The organism is Streptomyces sp. NPDC001135 (assembly GCF_053598395.1).
In genome coordinates this window covers 126,676-144,698 of sequence record NZ_JBSFKD010000024.1, presented here as the reverse complement: position 1 = coordinate 144,698, position 18,023 = coordinate 126,676, and the positions used below count along the sequence as shown (strand labels likewise).

The 18,023-nt window shown below is 72.6% G+C and carries 18 protein-coding genes; 7 read left to right on the top strand and 11 right to left on the bottom strand.

What is annotated here, in order from left to right; translation table 11 throughout:
• The first annotated feature begins 723 nt into the window (after positions 1-723).
• The 3 genes from ACWC94_RS27035 to ACWC94_RS27025 all read left to right on the top strand — a co-directional run bounded on the left by ACWC94_RS27035 (position 724) and on the right by ACWC94_RS27025 (position 2,991).
• Complete coding sequence (locus ACWC94_RS27035; protein ID WP_450799661.1) at positions 724-1,236, top strand: helix-turn-helix domain-containing protein; 513 nt, start codon at positions 724-726, stop codon at positions 1,234-1,236.
• Between the two features lie 74 nt (positions 1,237-1,310).
• Positions 1,311-1,808: a hypothetical protein gene (locus ACWC94_RS27030; RefSeq protein ID WP_450799660.1), complete on the top strand. Its 498-nt coding sequence runs from the start codon at positions 1,311-1,313 to the stop codon at positions 1,806-1,808.
• Entirely contained in the window at positions 1,801-2,991 is a 1,191-nt protein-coding gene (locus ACWC94_RS27025; RefSeq protein WP_450799659.1) for an MAB_1171c family putative transporter, read from the top strand. Before ACWC94_RS27030 ends, ACWC94_RS27025 begins: the two co-directional genes overlap by 8 nt.
• Before the next feature lie 138 nt (positions 2,992-3,129).
• Here ACWC94_RS27025 and ACWC94_RS27020 read toward each other — a convergent pair whose 3' ends face one another.
• The 3 genes from ACWC94_RS27020 to ACWC94_RS27010 all read right to left on the bottom strand — a co-directional run bounded on the left by ACWC94_RS27020 (position 3,130) and on the right by ACWC94_RS27010 (position 6,190).
• The gene (locus ACWC94_RS27020) at positions 3,130-4,419 is read right to left on the bottom strand and encodes a ribonuclease D (protein WP_450799657.1); all 1,290 of its coding nucleotides are present in this window, start codon (positions 4,417-4,419) and stop codon (positions 3,130-3,132) included.
• A 133-nt stretch (positions 4,420-4,552) separates the two neighbouring features.
• Positions 4,553-5,209 carry a LuxR C-terminal-related transcriptional regulator gene (locus ACWC94_RS27015; RefSeq protein ID WP_450799656.1) on the bottom strand — a complete coding sequence of 219 codons (657 nt, stop codon included), beginning with the start codon at positions 5,207-5,209 and terminating at the stop codon, positions 4,553-4,555.
• 303 nt (positions 5,210-5,512) lie between these two features.
• A complete protein-coding gene (locus tag ACWC94_RS27010) occupies positions 5,513-6,190 on the bottom strand; it encodes a DUF3000 domain-containing protein (protein WP_450799655.1) in 678 nt (225 codons plus the stop codon).
• 104 nt (positions 6,191-6,294) lie between these two features.
• On the opposite strand from ACWC94_RS27010, the gene hemE reads away from it, so the two are divergent.
• Positions 6,295-7,335 (top strand): uroporphyrinogen decarboxylase, encoded by a 1,041-nt coding sequence (gene hemE / locus ACWC94_RS27005; protein ID WP_450799683.1) that lies wholly within the window; start codon positions 6,295-6,297, stop codon positions 7,333-7,335.
• 1 nt (position 7,336) lies between these two features.
• On the opposite strand, the gene ACWC94_RS27000 is transcribed toward hemE, so the two are convergent.
• Entirely contained in the window at positions 7,337-8,161 is an 825-nt protein-coding gene (locus tag ACWC94_RS27000) for a rhomboid family intramembrane serine protease (protein WP_450799653.1), read from the bottom strand.
• 91 nt (positions 8,162-8,252) lie between these two features.
• Between ACWC94_RS27000 and ACWC94_RS26995 the strand changes: the two genes are divergently transcribed.
• The gene (locus tag ACWC94_RS26995) at positions 8,253-8,516 is read left to right on the top strand and encodes a hypothetical protein (RefSeq protein ID WP_450799651.1); all 264 of its coding nucleotides are present in this window, start codon (positions 8,253-8,255) and stop codon (positions 8,514-8,516) included.
• Here the strand turns inward: ACWC94_RS26995 and ACWC94_RS26990 are convergent.
• The 3 genes from ACWC94_RS26990 to ACWC94_RS26980 all read right to left on the bottom strand — a co-directional run bounded on the left by ACWC94_RS26990 (position 8,513) and on the right by ACWC94_RS26980 (position 10,589).
• A complete protein-coding gene (locus ACWC94_RS26990) occupies positions 8,513-9,907 on the bottom strand; it encodes an FAD-dependent oxidoreductase (RefSeq protein WP_450799649.1) in 1,395 nt (464 codons plus the stop codon). The genes ACWC94_RS26995 and ACWC94_RS26990 overlap by 4 nt on opposite strands.
• A gap of 62 nt (positions 9,908-9,969) precedes the next feature.
• Entirely contained in the window at positions 9,970-10,176 is a 207-nt protein-coding gene (locus tag ACWC94_RS26985) for a hypothetical protein (RefSeq protein WP_450799647.1), read from the bottom strand.
• A gap of 26 nt (positions 10,177-10,202) precedes the next feature.
• On the bottom strand, positions 10,203-10,589 hold the full coding sequence (locus tag ACWC94_RS26980) for a DUF4349 domain-containing protein (protein WP_450799646.1): 387 nt from the start codon (positions 10,587-10,589) through the stop codon (positions 10,203-10,205).
• An 88-nt stretch (positions 10,590-10,677) separates the two neighbouring features.
• Between ACWC94_RS26980 and hemG the strand changes: the two genes are divergently transcribed.
• Together hemG and hemQ are read left to right on the top strand one after the other, a co-directional pair.
• The gene (gene hemG / locus ACWC94_RS26975; protein ID WP_450799644.1) at positions 10,678-12,177 is read left to right on the top strand and encodes a protoporphyrinogen oxidase; all 1,500 of its coding nucleotides are present in this window, start codon (positions 10,678-10,680) and stop codon (positions 12,175-12,177) included.
• Between the two features lie 5 nt (positions 12,178-12,182).
• Entirely contained in the window at positions 12,183-12,914 is a 732-nt protein-coding gene (hemQ, locus tag ACWC94_RS26970; protein WP_450799642.1) for a hydrogen peroxide-dependent heme synthase, read from the top strand.
• 19 nt (positions 12,915-12,933) lie between these two features.
• On the opposite strand, the gene ACWC94_RS26965 is transcribed toward hemQ, so the two are convergent.
• The 4 genes from ACWC94_RS26965 to ACWC94_RS26950 form a co-directional block, all read right to left on the bottom strand.
• Positions 12,934-14,577 carry an alpha/beta hydrolase gene (locus ACWC94_RS26965; RefSeq protein WP_450799640.1) on the bottom strand — a complete coding sequence of 548 codons (1,644 nt, stop codon included), beginning with the start codon at positions 14,575-14,577 and terminating at the stop codon, positions 12,934-12,936.
• Positions 14,578-14,726: 149 nt separating this feature from the next.
• Positions 14,727-15,506, bottom strand: coding sequence for a TIGR04222 domain-containing membrane protein (locus ACWC94_RS26960; RefSeq protein ID WP_450799639.1), 780 nt, complete (start codon positions 15,504-15,506; stop codon positions 14,727-14,729).
• 97 nt (positions 15,507-15,603) lie between these two features.
• On the bottom strand, positions 15,604-16,374 hold the full coding sequence (locus ACWC94_RS26955) for a DUF4142 domain-containing protein (protein WP_450799638.1): 771 nt from the start codon (positions 16,372-16,374) through the stop codon (positions 15,604-15,606).
• Between the two features lie 280 nt (positions 16,375-16,654).
• Complete coding sequence (locus ACWC94_RS26950) at positions 16,655-17,986, bottom strand: DUF692 domain-containing protein (RefSeq protein WP_450799637.1); 1,332 nt, start codon at positions 17,984-17,986, stop codon at positions 16,655-16,657.
• Positions 17,987-18,023: the final 37 nt, after the last annotated feature.

Below are 18,023 nucleotides of genomic sequence, written 5' to 3'. Positions count from 1 at the left end.
CCGCGCAAGCCTTTGCGGACCGCCAACCGGCGCAACTGTCATGCAGGTTGAATCAACGGCTCCCGCTGAAGGGCGTCCCGAAGGGAACCCCGAAGTTCGGGTTCCTTGTCGACCGGACACATGCAGGCGCCGCGTAATCGGCGTTGGGCGACTTCGTCAGTGGCTGGCAGCGGCAGTGCTGCGACAGCGACGCATCGCTCTTCTCGTGCCTCGCATGAGAAATTTCCCCCTAAATTTGCGGCGAGTCCCGAGCCGTCAAGGGCCACCGTGCCGACTGTGGTCACGGTCCGCCACGGCTCGATTGCCGACAGTATTATGAACTCGATTTGCGCAGCACTGCGTCTCCTCAGTGGAGCGGCTGCTGCCTGTGCATCTACCAGGAGGCGCAGGGCGACTCTTGCGAGTTTATGCCCGCGAGCGGACCGAGTTGTCGGCAACGCCCGCAAGTCCCCTTGCAACAGGGGCTCTTAGCATGCACCCCGCCTCCTTCGCGATCTCCTGAGGAGGATAAGCAGGTCGCGCGAGGCATTGCAACAAATCACCCCCCGGATGCAGGATATTGCACCAGCGGGGTCGCGGGCCCGACCGGACGGCCCGGACCCGGTGACGTCGCCGGCACCGTCGCCGACCGGCTGGGACTTGGCTTGAAGTCCCCCTCCCCACCTGGTTGCAGTTGCATGCTGTAACTTGGTTCACCCTGCTGCATTGAGAGGTGGGGGAACCGTGAATCGTCAGCAGGGTGCAGGCGACGAGACGTCAGTCGGCGCTCTGGACGGGCAGTTGCGCGCCGCGAAGACCGCGATCGCCGCCCGCCTCCGCTACGTCCGGCACCATCACCCGGAAGGCCCGTTCACCCTGGCGGCGCTGGCCGAGCGTGCCGGCGTCTCGAAGCGGACCCTGGCATCGGCCGAGTCCGCGGACGGGACGAACCTGACCATCGAGACCCTGGTCAAGGTCGCGCACAGCCTCGGCATTCAGCGGTGGGCGTACTTCCTCGACGAGGAAGTCTTCGCACAGGTCAACGCAGAGTTGGAGACCGTCAAGGAACTCCAGCGAAGCGGGGTGCAGAGCGTGGCTCTGCGAACGGCTTCCGCCTCGAACCCGTCCGTTGCATCCCTGTCCGAACTGTCGGAACTCGTCACGGGGATCCTTCGTTCCGCAAAAGCTGCCCGTGACACCTTGAGAGAGTTCTCCCCCTCTCCGGACGCACCGCCATCCCCCGACACGCAGAAGTAGTGATCTCGGTGATATGGCGGCGCAGATCCGGCCGCCGGAGAGCGGCAAGTCTTCGGCAGCACTGCGAGGACCTGGTGCGCAAACTTGATTTGCCGGCGCACCAGATGACGGTGCGGACGCTGTGCGCTCACCTCGCCCAACGCCTTGGACAGCCCATTCACCTCGTTCCGTTGCCGCTGCCCGTGGGCAGCCCCGACGGACTGTGGGTGTTCGCCGACGGCGAGAACCACATCATCTTCGAGCAGCGGCTGGCTCCCGTGCACCAGCATCAGGTCATCCTGCACGAACTCGGTCACCTGATCTGCGGCCACGAAGCAGCCCCGGTGATGACCCCGGAGGCCACCCGGCTCTTTCTTCCCTCGCTCGACCCGCAATTGGTGCGACGGGTCCTCGGCCGCGAGCATTCGCACTCGGGAGCCGAAATCGAAGCGGAACTCGTCGGCTCCCTGATCGGACGTCAGGTCGCCACGTGGGTTTCGCCTCGTACCTGGGACGTCCCCCCGGAAGCGCGCGAAGTGGCCGCCCGGCTAGCAGCGTTGGAAAACCCCACCGGTCGAAGGAAAGATGAATAGCATCCTGTACCCCGCCTGCGCGCTGATCTCCCTGCTCGCGCTGGTCTTCAAACTGCGGGTCATACGCACCGATCGCTCGCCGACACAGCTCGGGCTGGTGGGCAACTTCTTCTTCTTGTTTGTCACCTTCACCCTCTCCACTCCGGCTGTCTGGGTCGCGACCAGCCGGGCCGTCGGGATCGTCAACTTCTCGGGTCTGCTCTCGCAGAGCACGGTCATCCTGTCGGCCGCGTGCCAGCAACTGGTCCTGCTGCATCTGTCCCACAGCAGGGATGTGGCCTGGCGCAGAGCCATTCCCCGCCTGGCCGCCCTCGCAGTGGTGCTCCTCGGCATGGTGACGCTGTTCTGCACCGCCAGCAGCCTCGGCGAACGCCCTGACGACTTCGCCCTGACCAGGGCGAAGTACTACCCCGCCTACCTCGCCATCTACCTGCTGGGCTACGCCGCGAACCAGATCGACATCGGCATCATGGGCTGGCGCTACGCCAAGATCGCGCCCACCCCCTGGCTCCGGCGTGGACTGCGCCTGGTCGCGGTGTCCATGCCGTTCGCCATGATCTACACCGGCTGTCGTATCGCGGACATCGTCGCCGCGCAGTTCGACGCCACGGGCCACCCGTGGGAACCGATAGCCCAGCTCGCCATAGCGGGCACCGTGGTGAAGACGGTCGGCTGGACGCTGCCGGACTGGGGGCGTTACCTCAGCTCGGCCTGGAACTGGTTCGACCTGCGCCGCACCCACCGGGAACTGGCCCCGCTGCACCGCGCGGTGACCGCTCAGGTGCCCGAACCGGTCCTCGTCCTGGAACGGGGGGCGGATCTGCGTACCCGGTTGTACCGGCGTGTGGTGGAGATCCGCGACGCCCAGTGGGCCCTGCGCACCTGGATGGACCCAGTGGTGGCGGACGCGGCTCGGGGACGGGCCGCCGCTGCCGGCCTGTCCGGGGACGACCTGGCCGCCGTGGTCGAGGCCGCCCAGCTCAAGGAGGCCCTGCGGGCCAAGGCGCGGCAACGCGAGCCCGTCGAGCACATGAACACCCCGCGCATCGCCCAGCCGCAGGATCTGGCGGCCGAGTTGGCCTTCCAGCGCAAACTGGCCCGCGCCTTCGCGAGGTCCCCCCTCGCTGAGGTCCCCCGACCGCCCGCTGCCGGCCCGAGGCCCGTGAGCAGGGAAAGCGCATAGCCCCGGGCCCGGCCGGGCAGCCACCCCGGACGGCCCGGAGCCGCCGTACGTGATGGGGTACTACGGCGGCCAGGGCCGGTCTCTCGGATCAGGCCCGATGCGGCCTGATCCGGCCTACGGCGCCCCGCGGCGAGAACCCTAGGCGCCCCGGGCCGTCAGCGCGGTCACCAGCACCGGTGTGACCAGCTCGACCTGCCATGGACGCGCGCCGTACCCGGCGAGTGCCGACCCCACGGATCCGGCGTCCACCGTCTTCGGAGGCTCCCAGCAGATCCGCCGGACCGTGTCCGGGGACACCAGGTTCTCCTGGGGCATGGCGAGCTGCTCGGCGAGAGCCGTGACCCCGGCGCGGGCCGCGGACAGCCGGGCCGCGGCGGCGGGGTCCTTGTCGACCCACGCACGCGGCGGCGGAGGCCCGGTAACGGGTTGTCCCGGCTGCGGCAGCGCGCTGTCGGGAAGGGCCTTGGCCCGGTCGACCGCGGCCTGCCACTGCTCCAGCTGCCGCCGCCCCATGCGATGGCCGAAACCGTTCAGCGCGGCCAGCGCGTGCACACTGCCGGGCAGGGCGAGCGCGGCCTCCACAATGGCCGCGTCACTCAGCACCTTGCCGGGGGAGACGTCCCGCCGCTGAGCAATGCGGTCCCGCGTCTCCCACAGTTCCCGTACGACACCGAGCTGCCGCCTGCGCCGTACCTTGTGCATCCCGGACGTACGCCGCCAGGGGTCCTTCCTCGGCTCGGCCGGGGGCGCGGCCGCGATCGCGTCGAACTCCTGCCGGGCCCACTCCAGCTTGCCCTGCCGGTCCAGCTCCTTCTCCAGGGCGTCGCGCAGGTCGACGAGGAGTTCCACGTCGAGCGCGGCGTACCTGAGCCACGGCTCGGGCAGCGGCCGGGTCGACCAGTCGACGGCGGAGTGGCCCTTCTCGAGGACGAAACCGAGGACGCCCTCGACCATCGCGCCGAGGCCGACCCGGGGGAACCCGGCCAGCCGGCCGGCCAGCTCGGTGTCGAAGAGCCGGGTCGGGACCATGCCTATCTCGCGCAGGCAGGGCAGGTCCTGGGTGGCCGCGTGCAGCACCCACTCGACGCCGGACAGCGCCTCCCCGAGCCCGGACAGGTCCGGGCAGGCCACGGGGTCGATCAGCGCGCTCCCGGCGCCCTCGCGGCGCAGCTGCACCAGATAGGCCCGCTGGCCGTAGCGGTAGCCGGAGGCGCGCTCGGCGTCGACGGCGACCGGGCCGGAGCCCGCGGCGAAGGCGGCGACCACCTCGGCGAGCGCTGCCTCGTCGGCGACGACGGGCGGAATGCCCTCGCGGGGTTCGAGTAGCGGTGTCGGCGCCCCTGTCACAGAAGATCCGGCGTCGTCCGGAGGGGTGCCTCCGGTGGTGCGCAGGGAGCTGTCTGCTGCGGTGTCTTGGGCGTCGGTCACCTGTCAAGGGTATCCGTGCGTGGACGCCGCCCGTCGCCGGAACGTTCCGTCGACGGGCGCGGGAGGGTCGTAAACCAGTCAGGTCGGTGAAAGGTGCGGTTCACGTGAGTGAACCGGTCGCGCTCCGAACGGCTCAGTGGATGATCCCGGTGCGCAGGGCCACGGCCACCATCCCGGCCCGGTCGCCCGTGCCCAGCTTGCGGGCGATGCGGGCGAGGTGGCTCTTGACGGTCAGGGCGGACAGGCCCATCGAGACGCCGATCGCCTTGTTGGACTGGCCCTCCGCGACCAGTCGCAGCACCTCGACCTCACGTCCGGACAGCTCGCGGTAGCCGCCCGGGTGGCTCGGGGCACCCGGGGGGCGGCGGTGCATCCGGGCGGCGCCGAGGGGAGCGGTGCCGGGCCGGGCGGGCAGGCCGATGTTGGTACGGGTGCCGGTGACGACGTACCCCTTGACCCCGCCGGCCAGGGCGTTGCGCACGGCGCCGATGTCGTCGGCGGCGGACAGGGCCAGTCCGTTGGGCCAGCCCGCGGCGCGGGTCTCGGAGAGCAGGGTCAGGCCGGAGCCGTCGGGCAGGTGGACGTCGGCGACGCAGATGTCGCGCGGGTTGCCGATGCGGGGGCGCGCCTCCGCGACGGACGAGGCCTCGATGACATCGCGCACGCCGAGAGCCCACAGATGACGGGTGACGGTGGAGCGGACGCGCGGGTCGGCCACGACCACCATGGCGGTCGGTTTGTTCGGGCGGTAGGCGACCAGGCTTGCGGGCTGCTCGAGGAGAACGGACACCAGGCCTCCTGGGTGGGGGACGGGGCCGGCTTGTGGGGAGGAAGCCGGGACGAACCGTGCTTTCAAGGTCACAGTCGTCTTCGGCAGCAAACTCGTCCGCCTTTAGAGAATGATCACGATCTAGTGAGTAACAATCTGCTCAATTCGGACACGCGATCGATCATCCGAAGATCGAGTCGGCCCGAGCGGGTGCGATTCCGGGTCAGAAAGTGGCCGTATCGACAAAGGGATGGTCAATAAGGCGCCCATGCGGATGAAGCCGCCGACCCCCGCCGGTCGGCTCACCGCGGCACCGCCGCGCCGTCACCGCGACTGCGGGCCCCTGCGCTGCGGCAGCGTCACCACCGAGGCGTCGCCCGGACCGGCCGGCGGCAGGCCCGCGACCTGGGCCAGCAGATCGCACCAGGAGGCCAGGTGGGAGGCCGTGTCCGGCACCCCGCCGAGCCCCTCGCGGGGCGTCCAGGACGCCCTGATCTCGATCTGCGAGGCCGACGGACGGTCGGCGAGACCGCCGAAGTAGTGCGAACTCGCGCGCGTGATGGTCCCGCTCGGCTCGCCGTAACCGAGCCCGCGCGCCTGCAGCGCCCCCGTCAGCCACGACCAGCACACCTCCGGCAGCAGCGGATCGGCCGCCATCTCCGGCTCCAGCTCCGCGCGCACCAGCGTCACCAGCCGGAACGTTCCGCGCCAGGCGTCATGGCCCGCCGGGTCGTGCAGCAGCACCAGCCGGCCGTCGGCCAGCTCCTGCTCGCCGTCGATCACCACGGCCTCCAGCGCGTACGCGTACGGGGCGAGCCGTTGCGGGGCGGGCGTGGGCTCCACCTCGACCTGCGGCCGCAGCCGGCTGCTGCGCAGGGCATCGACCGCGGCCCGGAAAGCCGGCGGACCCGAAGTGCTCGCGCGCCGGTCCCCCTCCTCGGTGTCCTTCACGTCGTCCATTCCGTCAGCGCTGTCCGACATTCGTCCGTGAGCCGCAGCCATGCGGGGAAGAGTAAGGGGAAGCGAGCCCTTGTGCAGGGCAAGACACCCCGCGCCGTCGCCCGCCGCCGTCGTGCGAGACTTGCCCCGTGACCGCCAACGACAGCATGCAGCCGACAGCGACGTACGACAGTGCCTTCCTCAGGGCGTGCAGGCGCGAACCCGTGCCGCACACCCCGGTGTGGTTCATGCGTCAGGCCGGCCGCTCCCTGCCCGAGTACCGCAAGGTGCGCGAGGGCATCCCGATGCTCGAGTCCTGCATGCGGCCCGAGCTGGTCACCGAGATCACCCTGCAGCCGGTGCGCCGGCACGGCGTGGACGCGGCGATCTACTACAGCGACATCGTCGTCCCGCTGAAGGCCATCGGCCTCGGCCTCGACATCAAGCCCGGCGTCGGCCCGGTCGTCGAGGAGCCCATCCGCACCCGCGCCGACCTGGCCCGGCTGCGCGACCTCACGCCCGAGGACGTCTCCTACGTCACCGAGGCGATCGGCCTGCTCACCAAGGAGCTGGGCGCCACCCCGCTGATCGGTTTCGCGGGCGCGCCTTTCACCCTCGCGAGCTACCTGGTCGAGGGCGGCCCCTCGCGCACCTACGAGAACGCCAAGGCGATGATGTACGGCGACCCCGAGCTGTGGGCCGACCTGCTGGACCGCCTCGCCGACATCACGGCCGCCTTCCTGAAGGTGCAGATCGAGGCCGGCGCCAGCGCCGTCCAGCTCTTCGACTCCTGGGTCGGCGCCCTCGCCCCGGCCGACTACCGGCGCTCGGTCATGCCGGCCTCCGCGAAGGTCTTCGACGCCGTCGCCGGCTACGGCGTCCCGCGCATCCACTTCGGTGTCGGCACCGGTGAGCTGCTGAAGCTCATGGGCGAGGCCGGCGCGGACGTCGTCGGCGTCGACTATCGCGTCCGGCTGGACGAAGCGGTGCGCCGCGTCGGGCCCGGCAAGGCGCTGCAGGGCAACCTCGACCCGACGGTCCTGTTCACCGACAAGGACACCGTCGAGGCCCGGGCCCGCGAGGTGCTCGACGCGGCGGCCGGCCTGGAGGGTCACGTCTTCAACCTCGGCCACGGGGTCCTGCCGAACACCGACCCGGACGCGCTGACCCGCCTCGTGGACTACGTGCACACCGCCACCGCGCGCTGACTCACCAGGTGTACCGGGGCCGTGCCCGCCTGCCGAACAGCAGGCCGCGCGGCTCCGGCGGGGGCGGGGTACCGGGTTTGAGCGGCCAGGCGATCAGCATGCCGGCCGTGAAGCCGACCACGTGCGCCGCGTACGCCACCGTGCCCGCCCCGGACACACCGTGCCCGGACGAGTACACCGCCTGCAGCACGAACCAGAAGCCCAGCACCAGCCAGGCGGGCAGTCTGAGCGGCAGGAAGACCAGGAACGGGACGAGGACCCAGACCCTCGCCCTCGGCCACAGCACGATGTAGGCACCGAGGACCCCGGCGATCGCGCCCGACGCGCCGATCAGCGGGTCCCCCGACGCGGCGTTGAGCAGCGCGAAGCCGTACCCGGCCGCATAGCCGCAGACGACGTAGAAGAGGAGGAAGCGGATGTGTCCCGTCCGGTCCTCGACGTTGTTGCCGAAGATCAGCAGGAAGAGCATGTTCCCGAGCAGGTGCAGCCAGCTGCCGTGCAGGAACATCGCCGTGAGGACCGACAGCGGCGGCGACTTGTCGTAGGGCGGCGGAGCCACGACGCAGCCCGGTCCGTGCGGGCCCACACCGACGTCCCCCGTCGGGACCAGCCGGGGTATCCGATGGTGGATCAGTTCTCTGGGGACCGCCGCGTAGTGGTCCATGAAGGCCTGCAGATGGCACAGCCGCGCCAGGTCGCTGCCGCCGGCCACGGAACCGGCCAGGCCGGGCGTGGTGAGGAACACGAGGACGTTCGCGGCGATCAGCGCGTACGTCACCCACGGGGTGCGGCGCACCGGATTCACGTCATGGACGGGGATGACCACACAGAAGTAGTGCCCGGGACGGGGCGCGCGAATCGGTGAACGGTGCGGGGCGGGCGTGCGTATCTCTCGTCAACCGATGTGAGGACAGGCGATGAGCGAACGAGTTACCCCGATGCATGCTCTGCCCGACGGCGAGGCGGAGCTCTCTCTGGTCGTACGGCTCCCGTGGGAGGACGTCGCACGGCTCGGCCAGGAAGCGGGGCGGCTCGCTTCGCAGATGCAGCGGCCGGTGACGCTGGACGAGGCGGTGAGCTACCGACTGCGGTCCGCCCGGCCGACGGCCACTCATGCGAAGCCGTCCGCGGAGCAGCCGGCCGCTGTTTCCGCCCTGCCGCGGATCAGTGGGACCGCCTAGGAAGCACCGACCTTCGCCGCGGCCTTTCTCGCTGCCACCAGAACCGGGTCCCACACCGGTGAGAAGGGCGGGGCGTAGCCCAGGTCCAGGGCCGTCATCTGGTCCGCCGTCATCCGCGCCGTCAGCGCCACCGCCGCGATGTCGACCCGTTTCGCGGCGCCCTCCCTGCCGACGATCTGGACACCGAGCAGCCGGCCCGTGCGGCGTTCGACGAGCATCTTGACCGTCATCGGGGAGGCGCCGGGGTAGTAGCCGGCGCGGCTGGTGGACTCGATGGTGACGGTCTCGTACTGCAGGCCCGCCCGGTCGGCGTCCTTCTCCCGCAGACCGGTGCGGGCGATCTCCAGGTCGCAGACCTTGCTGACCGCCGTGCCGACCACACCCGGGAAGGTGGCGTAGCCGCCGCCGACGTTGCTGCCGATGACCTGGCCGTGCTTGTTGGCATGGGTGCCGAGGGGGACGTACTGCTCCTGGCCGGAGACCAGGTTCAGCACCTCCACGCAGTCGCCGCCCGCCCAGATGTTCTCGTGGCCGCGCACCCGCATCGCGAGGTCGGTGAGCAGGCCGCCATGGGCGCCGAGCGGAAGGCCCGCGGCCTCGGCGAGCGCGGTCTGCGGGCGCACACCGATACCGAGGACCACCACGTCCGCGGGGTACTCGGCGTCCTGAGTGGCGACCGCGCGGGCCCGGCCGTCCTCCCCGGTGAGGATCTTGGTGACCTCGGCGTCGTTCACCATGGTGATGCCGAGACCCTCCATGGCCCGGTGCACCAGTCGGCCCATGTCCGGGTCGAGCGTCGACATGGGTTCCCTGCCACGGTTGACGACGGTCACCTCGAAGCCGCGGTGGAGCAGTGCCTCGGCCATCTCCACGCCGATGTAGCCCGCCCCCACGACCACCGCGGTGCGGCCACGCGTGCGTGCCAGTGTGTCCAGCAGGGCCTGGCCGTCGTCCAGGGTCTGCACGCCGTGCACCCCGGGGGCGTCCGCGCCGGGCAGGTCGGGGCGGACGGGGCGCGCGCCGGTCGCGACGACGAGCTTGTCGTACGGCGTCCAGGACTCGGCGCCGGAATCGACGTCACGCGCGCGTACCCGCTGTCCGGCCACGTCGATCTCCGTGACCTCCCTGCGCAGCCGCAGGTCGATGCCCCGCGCGCGGTGCTCCTCGGGCGTGCGGGCGATCAGCGCGTCCCGTTCGGGGACGTCACCGCCCACCCAGTACGGGATGCCGCACGCCGAGAAGGAGGTGAAGTGGCCGCGTTCGAAGGCCACGATCTCCAGTTCGCCGGGCCCCTTCAGCCGGCGCGCCCGCGACGCCGCCGACATGCCCGCGGCGTCGCCGCCGATGACGACCAGCCGTTCCGTCCCACCCCGCCCACCGCGCATGCTCATGGGAACACGCTACGGGGCGAGGGCATGTCAGTCCGCATGCGTATCAGTCACGGTCCGGCCGTTCACCGGCGGACCCCGCCGCCGCGGGGGCCGACGGCGGCGTCCCCGGCGCCGGCCAGCGCGTCCACGCTGCCGGGCGAGTCGTCACCGGCCGTCGCGCGCACCGGTGTCCCGGACAGGGCCCGGGTGATCGTGGCCGGGCTCGTACGGTCCTTCAGGGACGCCTGTTGTGCCGGCAGTGCCTGCGGGTCGGCCTCCCGGCCGCTCAACTCGCCCGCCGGCGCGACGACATGGCTCAGCCCGGCCGCCAGGCCATCAGCGCCCGGATCCGGTTCACGCCGGCGCGCTGCGACGTGACGCGGCTGTCCACGTCCACGACCCGCCCGGTGACGTCCACCGCCTGGGCCCTACGGTCGACCCGTCGGCCCGTCCTCCGCAGTCCCGCGAGGACGTCGCCGTACTTCGCGCCCGGCACCCGCAGGACGACCCGGGTGTGCTCATGGCCGTCGCCGTCCCGGCCGGTGTTCCAGGTGGCCGCCCACGCGCCGCCCGCGGCGCGTCGTCCAGGTCGTGCGGAGCGGGGTGTGCGCGTGGGCGGTGCCTCCGGAGGACGGAACCAGTGACGCTCCTTCGACGCCCGGGGTGCCGGAACACCGGTGCCGGGCGGCCCCGAAGCGGTCACGGTCCGGACTCGGCCCCGGCACCCGGTCCGTGATGCCGAGGCCTCGGGCCCCGGCCGGAGTGTCAGTGGGGTCTGAGAGAGTGGGGGCATGAGCGCAACGGGTACGCGTACAGGGCATGTCGTCGTCATCGGAGCCGGAATCGCCGGGCTGGCCGCCGCCCACCGGCTGCTCGGACGGGGCACGCGCGTGACCGTGCTGGAGGCCTCCGGCCGGGTCGGCGGCAAGCTGCTGCCCGGTGAGATCGCGGGCGTCCGGGTCGATCTGGGCGCCGAGTCGATGCTCGCCCGCCGGCCCGAGGCGGTGGCCCTCGCGCGCGAGGTCGGCCTGGCCGAGCGGCTCCGGCCGCCGGCCACCGCGACCGCCTCGATCTGGACCCGCGGCGCCCTGCGCCCCCTGCCCAAGGGCCATGTCATGGGCGTGCCCGGCACCGCCGCCGCGCTCTCCGGCGTGCTGTCCGACGAGGGCCTCGCCCGCATCGAGCGCGACGCCGGCCTGCCCCGCACCGAGGTCGGCGACGACGTGGCCGTGGGGGAGTACGTGGCCGCCCGGCTCGGCCGCGAGGTCGTCGACCGCCTCGTCGAGCCCCTGCTCGGCGGCGTGTACGCGGGTGACGCGTACCGCATCTCGATGCGCTCGGCCGTCCCGCAGCTCTTCCAGGCCGCACGCACGCACGCGTCCCTGACCGAGGCCGTCCGCGACATCCAGGCGAAGGCCGCCGCCGCCCAGCAGACCGGGCCCGTCTTCATGGGCATCGAGGGCGGGGTGGGCAGCCTCCCGCTCGCGCTCGCCGAGTCGGTGCGGGCACGCGGGGGAGAGATCCTCACCGGGACGCCGGTGCGCGAGCTGCGCCGGGGCGGGACGCCGGAACCGGGCACCCCGGGCAAGGGCGCGGGCGCACCCGGGGACGCGGCGTGGCGTGTCGTCGCCGGTGACCGCGTGCTGCACGCGGACGCGGTCGTCGTCGCCGTCCCCGCCGGCGCCGCCGCCGGCCTCCTGCGGGCCGAGGCCCCGGCCGCGGCGGCCGAACTCGCCGCCGTCGAGTACGCCTCGATGGCCCTGGTCACCCTCGCCTACCGGCGCGCGGACCTGAAACTCCCCGAGGGCAGCGGGTTCCTCGTGCCGCCCGTCGACGGACGCACCATCAAGGCCTCGACCTTCGCCTCGCAGAAGTGGGGCTGGATCGCCGAGGACGACCCCGACGTGGTCGTCCTGCGCACGTCCGTCGGGCGGTACGGCGAGACGGAGATCCTCCAGCGGGACGACGCCGCCCTCGCCGAGGTGTCCCGGCACGACCTGCGGGAGGCCACCGGCCTGGCCGCCGTACCCCTTCAGACCCGGGTCACCCGCTGGAGCGACGGCCTGCCGCAGTACCCGGTCGGGCATCACGCGCGCGTGGCCCGCATCCGCGAACACGTCGCCAAGCTGCCGGGCCTCGCCGTGTGCGGCGCGCAGTACGACGGTGTGGGCATCCCGGCGTGCATCGCGAGCGCGTACGCGGCGGTGGATCAGCTGGGCGGTGACCCGAGCGGAATCCGGGAGCTTACGGCCAACCCGGTGCAGAGCCTCCATGGCGGAGCGGGAGAATAGGGACCATGAGTGACGACGCCCCCACCATTGAGTCCGGCAGGATCCCGAACAAGGGCAAGCTGGCCAAGGACCTCAACGAGGTCATCCGCTACACCCTGTGGTCGGTCTTCAGGCTGAAGGACGTGCTGCCGGAGGACCGCGCCGGTTACGCCGACGAGGTCCAGGAGCTGTTCGACCAGCTCGCCGCCAAGGACGTGACGATCCGCGGCACCTACGACGTCTCCGGCCTGCGCGCCGACGCCGACCTCATGATCTGGTGGCACGCGGAGACCAGCGACCAGCTGCAGGAGGCGTACAACCTCTTCCGCCGCACCAGGCTCGGCCGCGCGCTCGAGCCCGTGTGGTCCAACATGGCGCTGCACCGCCCGGCCGAGTTCAACCGCTCGCACATCCCGGCGTTCCTCGCCGACGAGACGCCCCGCGACTACGTGAGCGTCTACCCGTTCGTGCGCTCCTACGACTGGTATCTCCTGCCCGACGAGGACCGCCGCCGCATGCTCGCCGACCACGGCAAGATGGCCCGCGGCTACCCGGACGTGCGCGCCAACACGGTCGCCTCGTTCTCCCTCGGCGACTACGAGTGGATCCTGGCCTTCGAGGCCGACGAGCTGTACCGCATCGTCGACCTCATGCGCCACCTGCGCGCCTCCGAGGCCCGCATGCACGTCCGCGAGGAGATCCCGTTCTACACGGGCCGCCGCAAGGACATCGGGGACCTGGTGGCGGGCCTGGCGTAGAGCGCCTCGTCAGAGCCCCTCAACGCCGGCCGGTCTTCCCCTTGAGGGCGTCCCGCTGGGCCTTCTTCGCCGGCCCGACCGCCGAAGGCAACCGGTGCGGCGCGCACGACGCGCGCCGCCCGGGGACCCGCCCCTCCAGCAGGTAGGCGTCGAGGTAGGCGTTGACACACTTGTTGGCGCCGCCCCCGATGCCGTGCGTGCCCGCGTCCCGCTCGGTCACCAGGACCGAGTCGGCCAGCCGCCGGTTCATCTCCAGCGCACCCGGGTACGGCGCCGCCGCGTCCCGCTCGGCCGCCAGGATCAGCACCGGCGGCAGCTCACCCAGCCCGGTCCGGACGTCCAGCGGCTGCTGGCGGGGCGCCGGCCAGAAGGCGCACGGCAGGTTCATCCACGCGTTGTCCCAGGTCTCGAAGGGTGCCACCCGGGCGAGCCGGGTGTTGTCCCGGTCCCACACCTTCCAGTCCGTCGGCCAGGGCGCGTCGTTGCACTCCACGGCCGTGTAGACCGCGTTGCCGTTCTCCGCCTCCGCGGCCGTCCTCAGGTCCGGCGCGGCCAGCCGCACCAGGGGCTTCGGGTCGCCGTGCAGATACGCCGACAGGGCCTGGGCCTGGCCCGGCCAGAAGTCGTCGTAGTACCCGGCCCGCAGGAACGCGTTCTGCAGCTGGCCGGGACCGACCTTGCCGCCGGCCGCCCTGTGGGCCAGCCGCTCCCGCGCGGTGTCGTAGCTGCGCTGGACCTTCTCGGCGGTGTCACCGAGGTTGTAGACGTCGTCGTGGCGGGCGATCCAGTCCCGGAAGTCCGCCCAGCGCCCCTCGAACGCGGCCGACTGGTCGAGGTTGTTCCGGTACCAGATCTTGGCCGGGTCCGGGTTCACCGCCGAGTCCAGCACCATGCGCCGGACGTGCGCGGGGAACAGCGTCGCGTACAGCGCACCGAAGTAGGTGCCGTACGACGCGCCGAGGAAGGTCAGCCGGTTCTCGCCCAGCGCGGCCCGCAGCACGTCCAGGTCCCGGGCGTTGTTCAGGGAGGTGTAGTGGCGCAGCTTCTCCCCGGAGCGCTGGGCGCAGCCGCGCGCGTACGCCTTCGCCTCGGCGATACGCTCGCGCTTGTACGCCTCCGACGGGTGCGCCGGCGACGCGGTGGGCGCCTTGAAGTAGTGCTTCGGGTCCTCGCAGGACAGCGGTGCCGAACGGCCCACGCCGCGCGGGGCGTAGCCGACCAGGTCGTAGGCGGCGGCCATCCGCTTCCACTCCGGGGCCGTGCCGACCAGCGGGAAGTACATGCTGGACCCGCCGGGGCCGCCCGGGTTGTAGACGAGGGCGCCCTGCCGGGGGACCTTCCGCTTGCTGTTGCGCGGGTCCTTCTGGGTCGCCAGGGCCCGGCTGACGGTCAGGGTGATCTGCCGGCCGTTCGGGTGGGCGTAGTCGAGCGGGACGGTCACCGTGCCGCACCGCACGTTGCTCGGCGCGTGCGGCACGTCGGCGGGGGAGCACGCGCCGAAGGCGATGCCGGCCGTCCGGGCGCGGGCCGCGGCCACCTCGACGCCGTGCAGCTCGGCCGCGCCGGGCGCCGCTGCGATGGCGGTCGCGCTGCCTGCCGGGGCCGCGGCCAGGGTGGTCAGGAGCAGGGTCCCGGCGGCCGAGTAGAGGGCGGCAGCTCTCATCGCGTATCCCTTCGGTGCAACGGCGGCGATGGCACGGCTGCCACGGCCCGGCGACAACAGAAGGGATATTTCGGTCGGGCGTCGGCGAAGGCAAGCACCGTCGGGCCGGTGTCGGCGTCAATGCCCCCTGTGCGCCCCCGAAGCCGCCGTCACTCCCGCCAGGGCTGGTCGCGGTGGGTGAACGCGGCGCGCAGCTCCGGCTCGCCGATCGCGCGGATCCCGCGCAGGGCGACCGAGGTGAGGAACGACCGCTCCTCGCCGGCCGGCCTGCGGATGAGCGCGCCCAGCAGGCGCTGCCCGGCCGGGGAGGCCCAGCGCGCGTACGGATGCACTTCGAACCGGGCGATGGCCAGGCAGCTCAGGGCCAGCGTGAGGGGCAGGGCGAACCACAGGCCGACCAGCAGCCGTGGCGTCCCGGTCTGGACGGGCAGCAGCAGCGCGGTCAGGCCGAGCGCCGCGACGGCCAGCGCGGCGGCGCGCACCTGGCGGACGGCGGCGCCCACGGTCGTACCCGCGCCCTCGGGGACGGCGAGGCCGGCGCGCACCAGCCGGTCGGCGAGCCCCCGCACGGCCTCGGCGCCGGCCGCCCGCGCCCGCACGGGCGCGATCCGCGACTGTCCCCCAGGGCCTATGGCCCCTATGACGGACTGCTCGATCTCGTCGCGCCCCCGCGGGTCCACCACCGTGGCCCAGCCGGTGTGCGCGAGGAGCAGGCGCCGCTGGCGGGCCATGGAGACCAGGGTCACATCGGCGACCCGGGCCGGGCCGCCGGACAGGAAGGCGGCTTCGTACAGCGTCAGATCGCGCTCCCGGTCCGGTGGCGCGGCATCTGTGTCCAGGGCTGCGGAGCGGACGGCGGCCAGGCACAGCCGGGTGCACGCCGTACCGGCGAAAGCCCAGGCCAGGAGCAGGAGGAGGACCCAGAACATGACGTTTTTCTATGCCAGGGGCCGGGGTGGACACCATGCCCTGTTCATCATCCGGACACAGTGTTAGCGGTATGTGACATTCCGTTTCGGGTCCGGGTCAGGGGGCGGCCGTCGCGGGCGGCGGGCTGGCGGCGGCGGGCGGCAGCGAGTACGACTCGCCCGGCGAGGGAGCGACCGGTACGGCGGCGCCCGGGGCGACCGCCGGCGGGGACGGCACGGGCGTGGGCGAGGCCGCCAGCTCCCTGGCGAGCGCCGCGAAGTCGACGTACCCCGTCGCCTCGAGGATCCTGATGTGGTCCAGGACGGTCGCGTTGGCGTCGTCGGCGAGATCACGGACCAGGGAGTTCTGGGTGCCCGCCCGGACCTGGGCGACCAGCGCGAACACCCGGCCGTGGGCGAGCCGCAGGATGTCGGCGAACCGGCGGTCGAAGTCCTGCCCCCTGGCCGCCCTCAGGGCGGCGAGCCACTGGTTCTGCTGCTCGTTCGGCTCGTTCGGCAGCGGTACGCCGAGCTGGGTGGCGACGGTGCGCACATGCGCGTCCAGCGAGGTGTGGCCGTCGACGAGGTGCTGGCCCGCGGTGCGTACGGCGGCCGTGGTCCCCTTCTGCTCCGCCAGCTCTCCGGCGGGCAGCTCCCACAGCCCCGCCAGCCGGACCTTGGTGACGAAGTCCCGGTCCTGCGCGGACAGGGGACCGTACGGGGTGGTGACGGTCGGCGCGCTCAGCACGTTCGCTTCGGCCCCGTTCGGGCGGTCGGCGTACGACCAGAGCGGGTACAGCAGCGCCGCCGCGGTCGCCGCGAGGGCCGCGACGACGAGTCCTGTGCCGCTGAATATGCCTCGGCCCTTGACCGGGGGTCGGGGTCGCATGGCGCCTCCTGTAGCGCACCGTACGCGAGTGTGCAGGGGTGGTGCGGCTTGGCATATTACTGCGGGTTTCCTGCGGGGTTTTCCGCCGCTGCGGACAGGGGAAGGGCGGTCACGTGCGTCGGCGTCCGCGCCCGCGTCGGGGTCGTCCGCGCGGTTCCCCGCGCCCTTCGGCGCACCGCACAGCCGTCGGCTTCGGTGCCCGTGGCCGCGTGCAGTCCTGCCTCTCCCCGTGCCTGCCCCCTCCGGGAAGGCACCCGGCCGGTGCCGGTGAGCGCTCCGCTCAGCCCCGGTGCCGCTGCCACACCCTCCGCGCGATCCGAGCCACCCGCCGGGAAGACCGCGGCGCCGGACCCGCCCGGTCCAGCCACCACTCCCGCAGCGCCCGCCGGGCCCCCGCGTCCTCCGGCCGTCCGGCCTCCAGCAGTTGACCGGCGAAGTCCAGCGCGTCCCGCCGGTACCCCCCGCCCATCGGCCGCGCCCGCGCGTACTCCAGGAACGCCCCCCGGTACCCGTCGCCGAGCAGCACCGGCAGCTCGGGCGCCACCTTCGCCACCACATCCGCCCGCTTCGCCGCGAGCGCCCGCGCCTGCACCCCCATCCGTACCCGGTCGAACCCCTCGGGCACCGGTGTCCCGGCCACCAGCGAGGACAGCACGGCGGCCTGGGCGACCCCGACCCGCTCCCGCGCGCCGACCGCCGGCCGCGCCAGAACCGCGACACCCCCACCCGTCGCCCCGCCGCCGGCGCCGGCACCGGCGACGGCCCCCGCGGCCCCGTGCGCCCGCCCGCGCCCAGCCGTCACCGCCTCCCGGATCAGCGCCAACTCGCGCTCCAGCTCGGACGGTTCCGGGAAGTTCTCGTCCCGTTCCAGCAGGACACCGGGCGGGGCGGTGCGGGAGGCGAGGTCGGTGAGGATGTCGAGCACCGGGCGCGGCACGGGGTGCGCGTGGCTGTCGTGCCAGACGCCGTCACGCTCGAAGCCGCCCGCGACATGGACGTAGGCGATCGCCTCCACGGGCAGCGCCGCCAGTGCCCGGGCCGGGTCCTCGCCCCGGTTGACGTGGTTGGTGTGCAGGTTGGCCACGTCGATCAGGAGCCGTACGCCGGTGCGCTCGACCAGCTCGGACAGGAACTGCCCCTCGGTCAGCTCCTCACCCGGCCAGGAGAACAGCGCGGCGATGTTCTCCAGGGCCAGCGGCACCGGCAGGGCGTCCTGGGCGATGCGCACGTTCTCGCAGAGCACGTCGAGGGCGTCCCTGGTGCGCGGCACCGGCAGCAGGTGCCCGGCCTCCAGGCGCGGTGAGGCGGTGAGCGGGCCGCCCGCGCGCACGAACGCGATGTGCTCCGTGACCAGCGGCGCGTCCAGTTCCTCGGCCCGCTCGGCGAGGGCCGTCAGCCGGCCCTCGTCGGGGCGGTCGGCGCCGCCGAGGCCGAGGGAGACGCCGTGCGGGATCACGGTCACCCCGCGTTCGCGCAGCCGCAGCAGCGACGCGGGAAGGTGGCCGGGGCAGACGTTCTCCGCCACGACCTCCACCCAGTCGATGCCCGGCATGCGCTCCACGGCGTCCGCGATCTCCGGCCGCCAGCCGATCCCCGTACCCAGTCGCCGCATGGTCCCACCCCTCCTTCGAATGAGGGGGGTATGGCCC

Bases quoted from the DNA above. Each gene is read 5' to 3' on its own strand.
- ACWC94_RS27025 (WP_450799659.1), top strand. From the start codon at position 1,801: ATGAATAGCATCCTGTACCCCGCCTGCGCGCTGATCTCCCTGCTCGCG.
- ACWC94_RS27010 (WP_450799655.1), bottom strand. From the start codon at position 6,190: ATGGCTGCGGCTCACGGACGAATGTCGGACAGCGCTGACGGAATGGAC.
- hemE (WP_450799683.1), top strand. From the start codon at position 6,295: ATGCAGCCGACAGCGACGTACGACAGTGCCTTCCTCAGGGCGTGCAGG.
- ACWC94_RS26995 (WP_450799651.1), top strand. From the start codon at position 8,253: ATGAGCGAACGAGTTACCCCGATGCATGCTCTGCCCGACGGCGAGGCG.
- ACWC94_RS26990 (WP_450799649.1), bottom strand. From the start codon at position 9,907: ATGAGCATGCGCGGTGGGCGGGGTGGGACGGAACGGCTGGTCGTCATC.
- hemG (WP_450799644.1), top strand. From the start codon at position 10,678: ATGAGCGCAACGGGTACGCGTACAGGGCATGTCGTCGTCATCGGAGCC.
- hemQ (WP_450799642.1), top strand. From the start codon at position 12,183: ATGAGTGACGACGCCCCCACCATTGAGTCCGGCAGGATCCCGAACAAG.
- ACWC94_RS26965 (WP_450799640.1), bottom strand. From the start codon at position 14,577: ATGAGAGCTGCCGCCCTCTACTCGGCCGCCGGGACCCTGCTCCTGACC.
- ACWC94_RS26960 (WP_450799639.1), bottom strand. From the start codon at position 15,506: ATGTTCTGGGTCCTCCTCCTGCTCCTGGCCTGGGCTTTCGCCGGTACG.
- ACWC94_RS26955 (WP_450799638.1), bottom strand. From the start codon at position 16,374: ATGCGACCCCGACCCCCGGTCAAGGGCCGAGGCATATTCAGCGGCACA.
- ACWC94_RS26950 (WP_450799637.1), bottom strand. From the start codon at position 17,986: ATGCGGCGACTGGGTACGGGGATCGGCTGGCGGCCGGAGATCGCGGAC.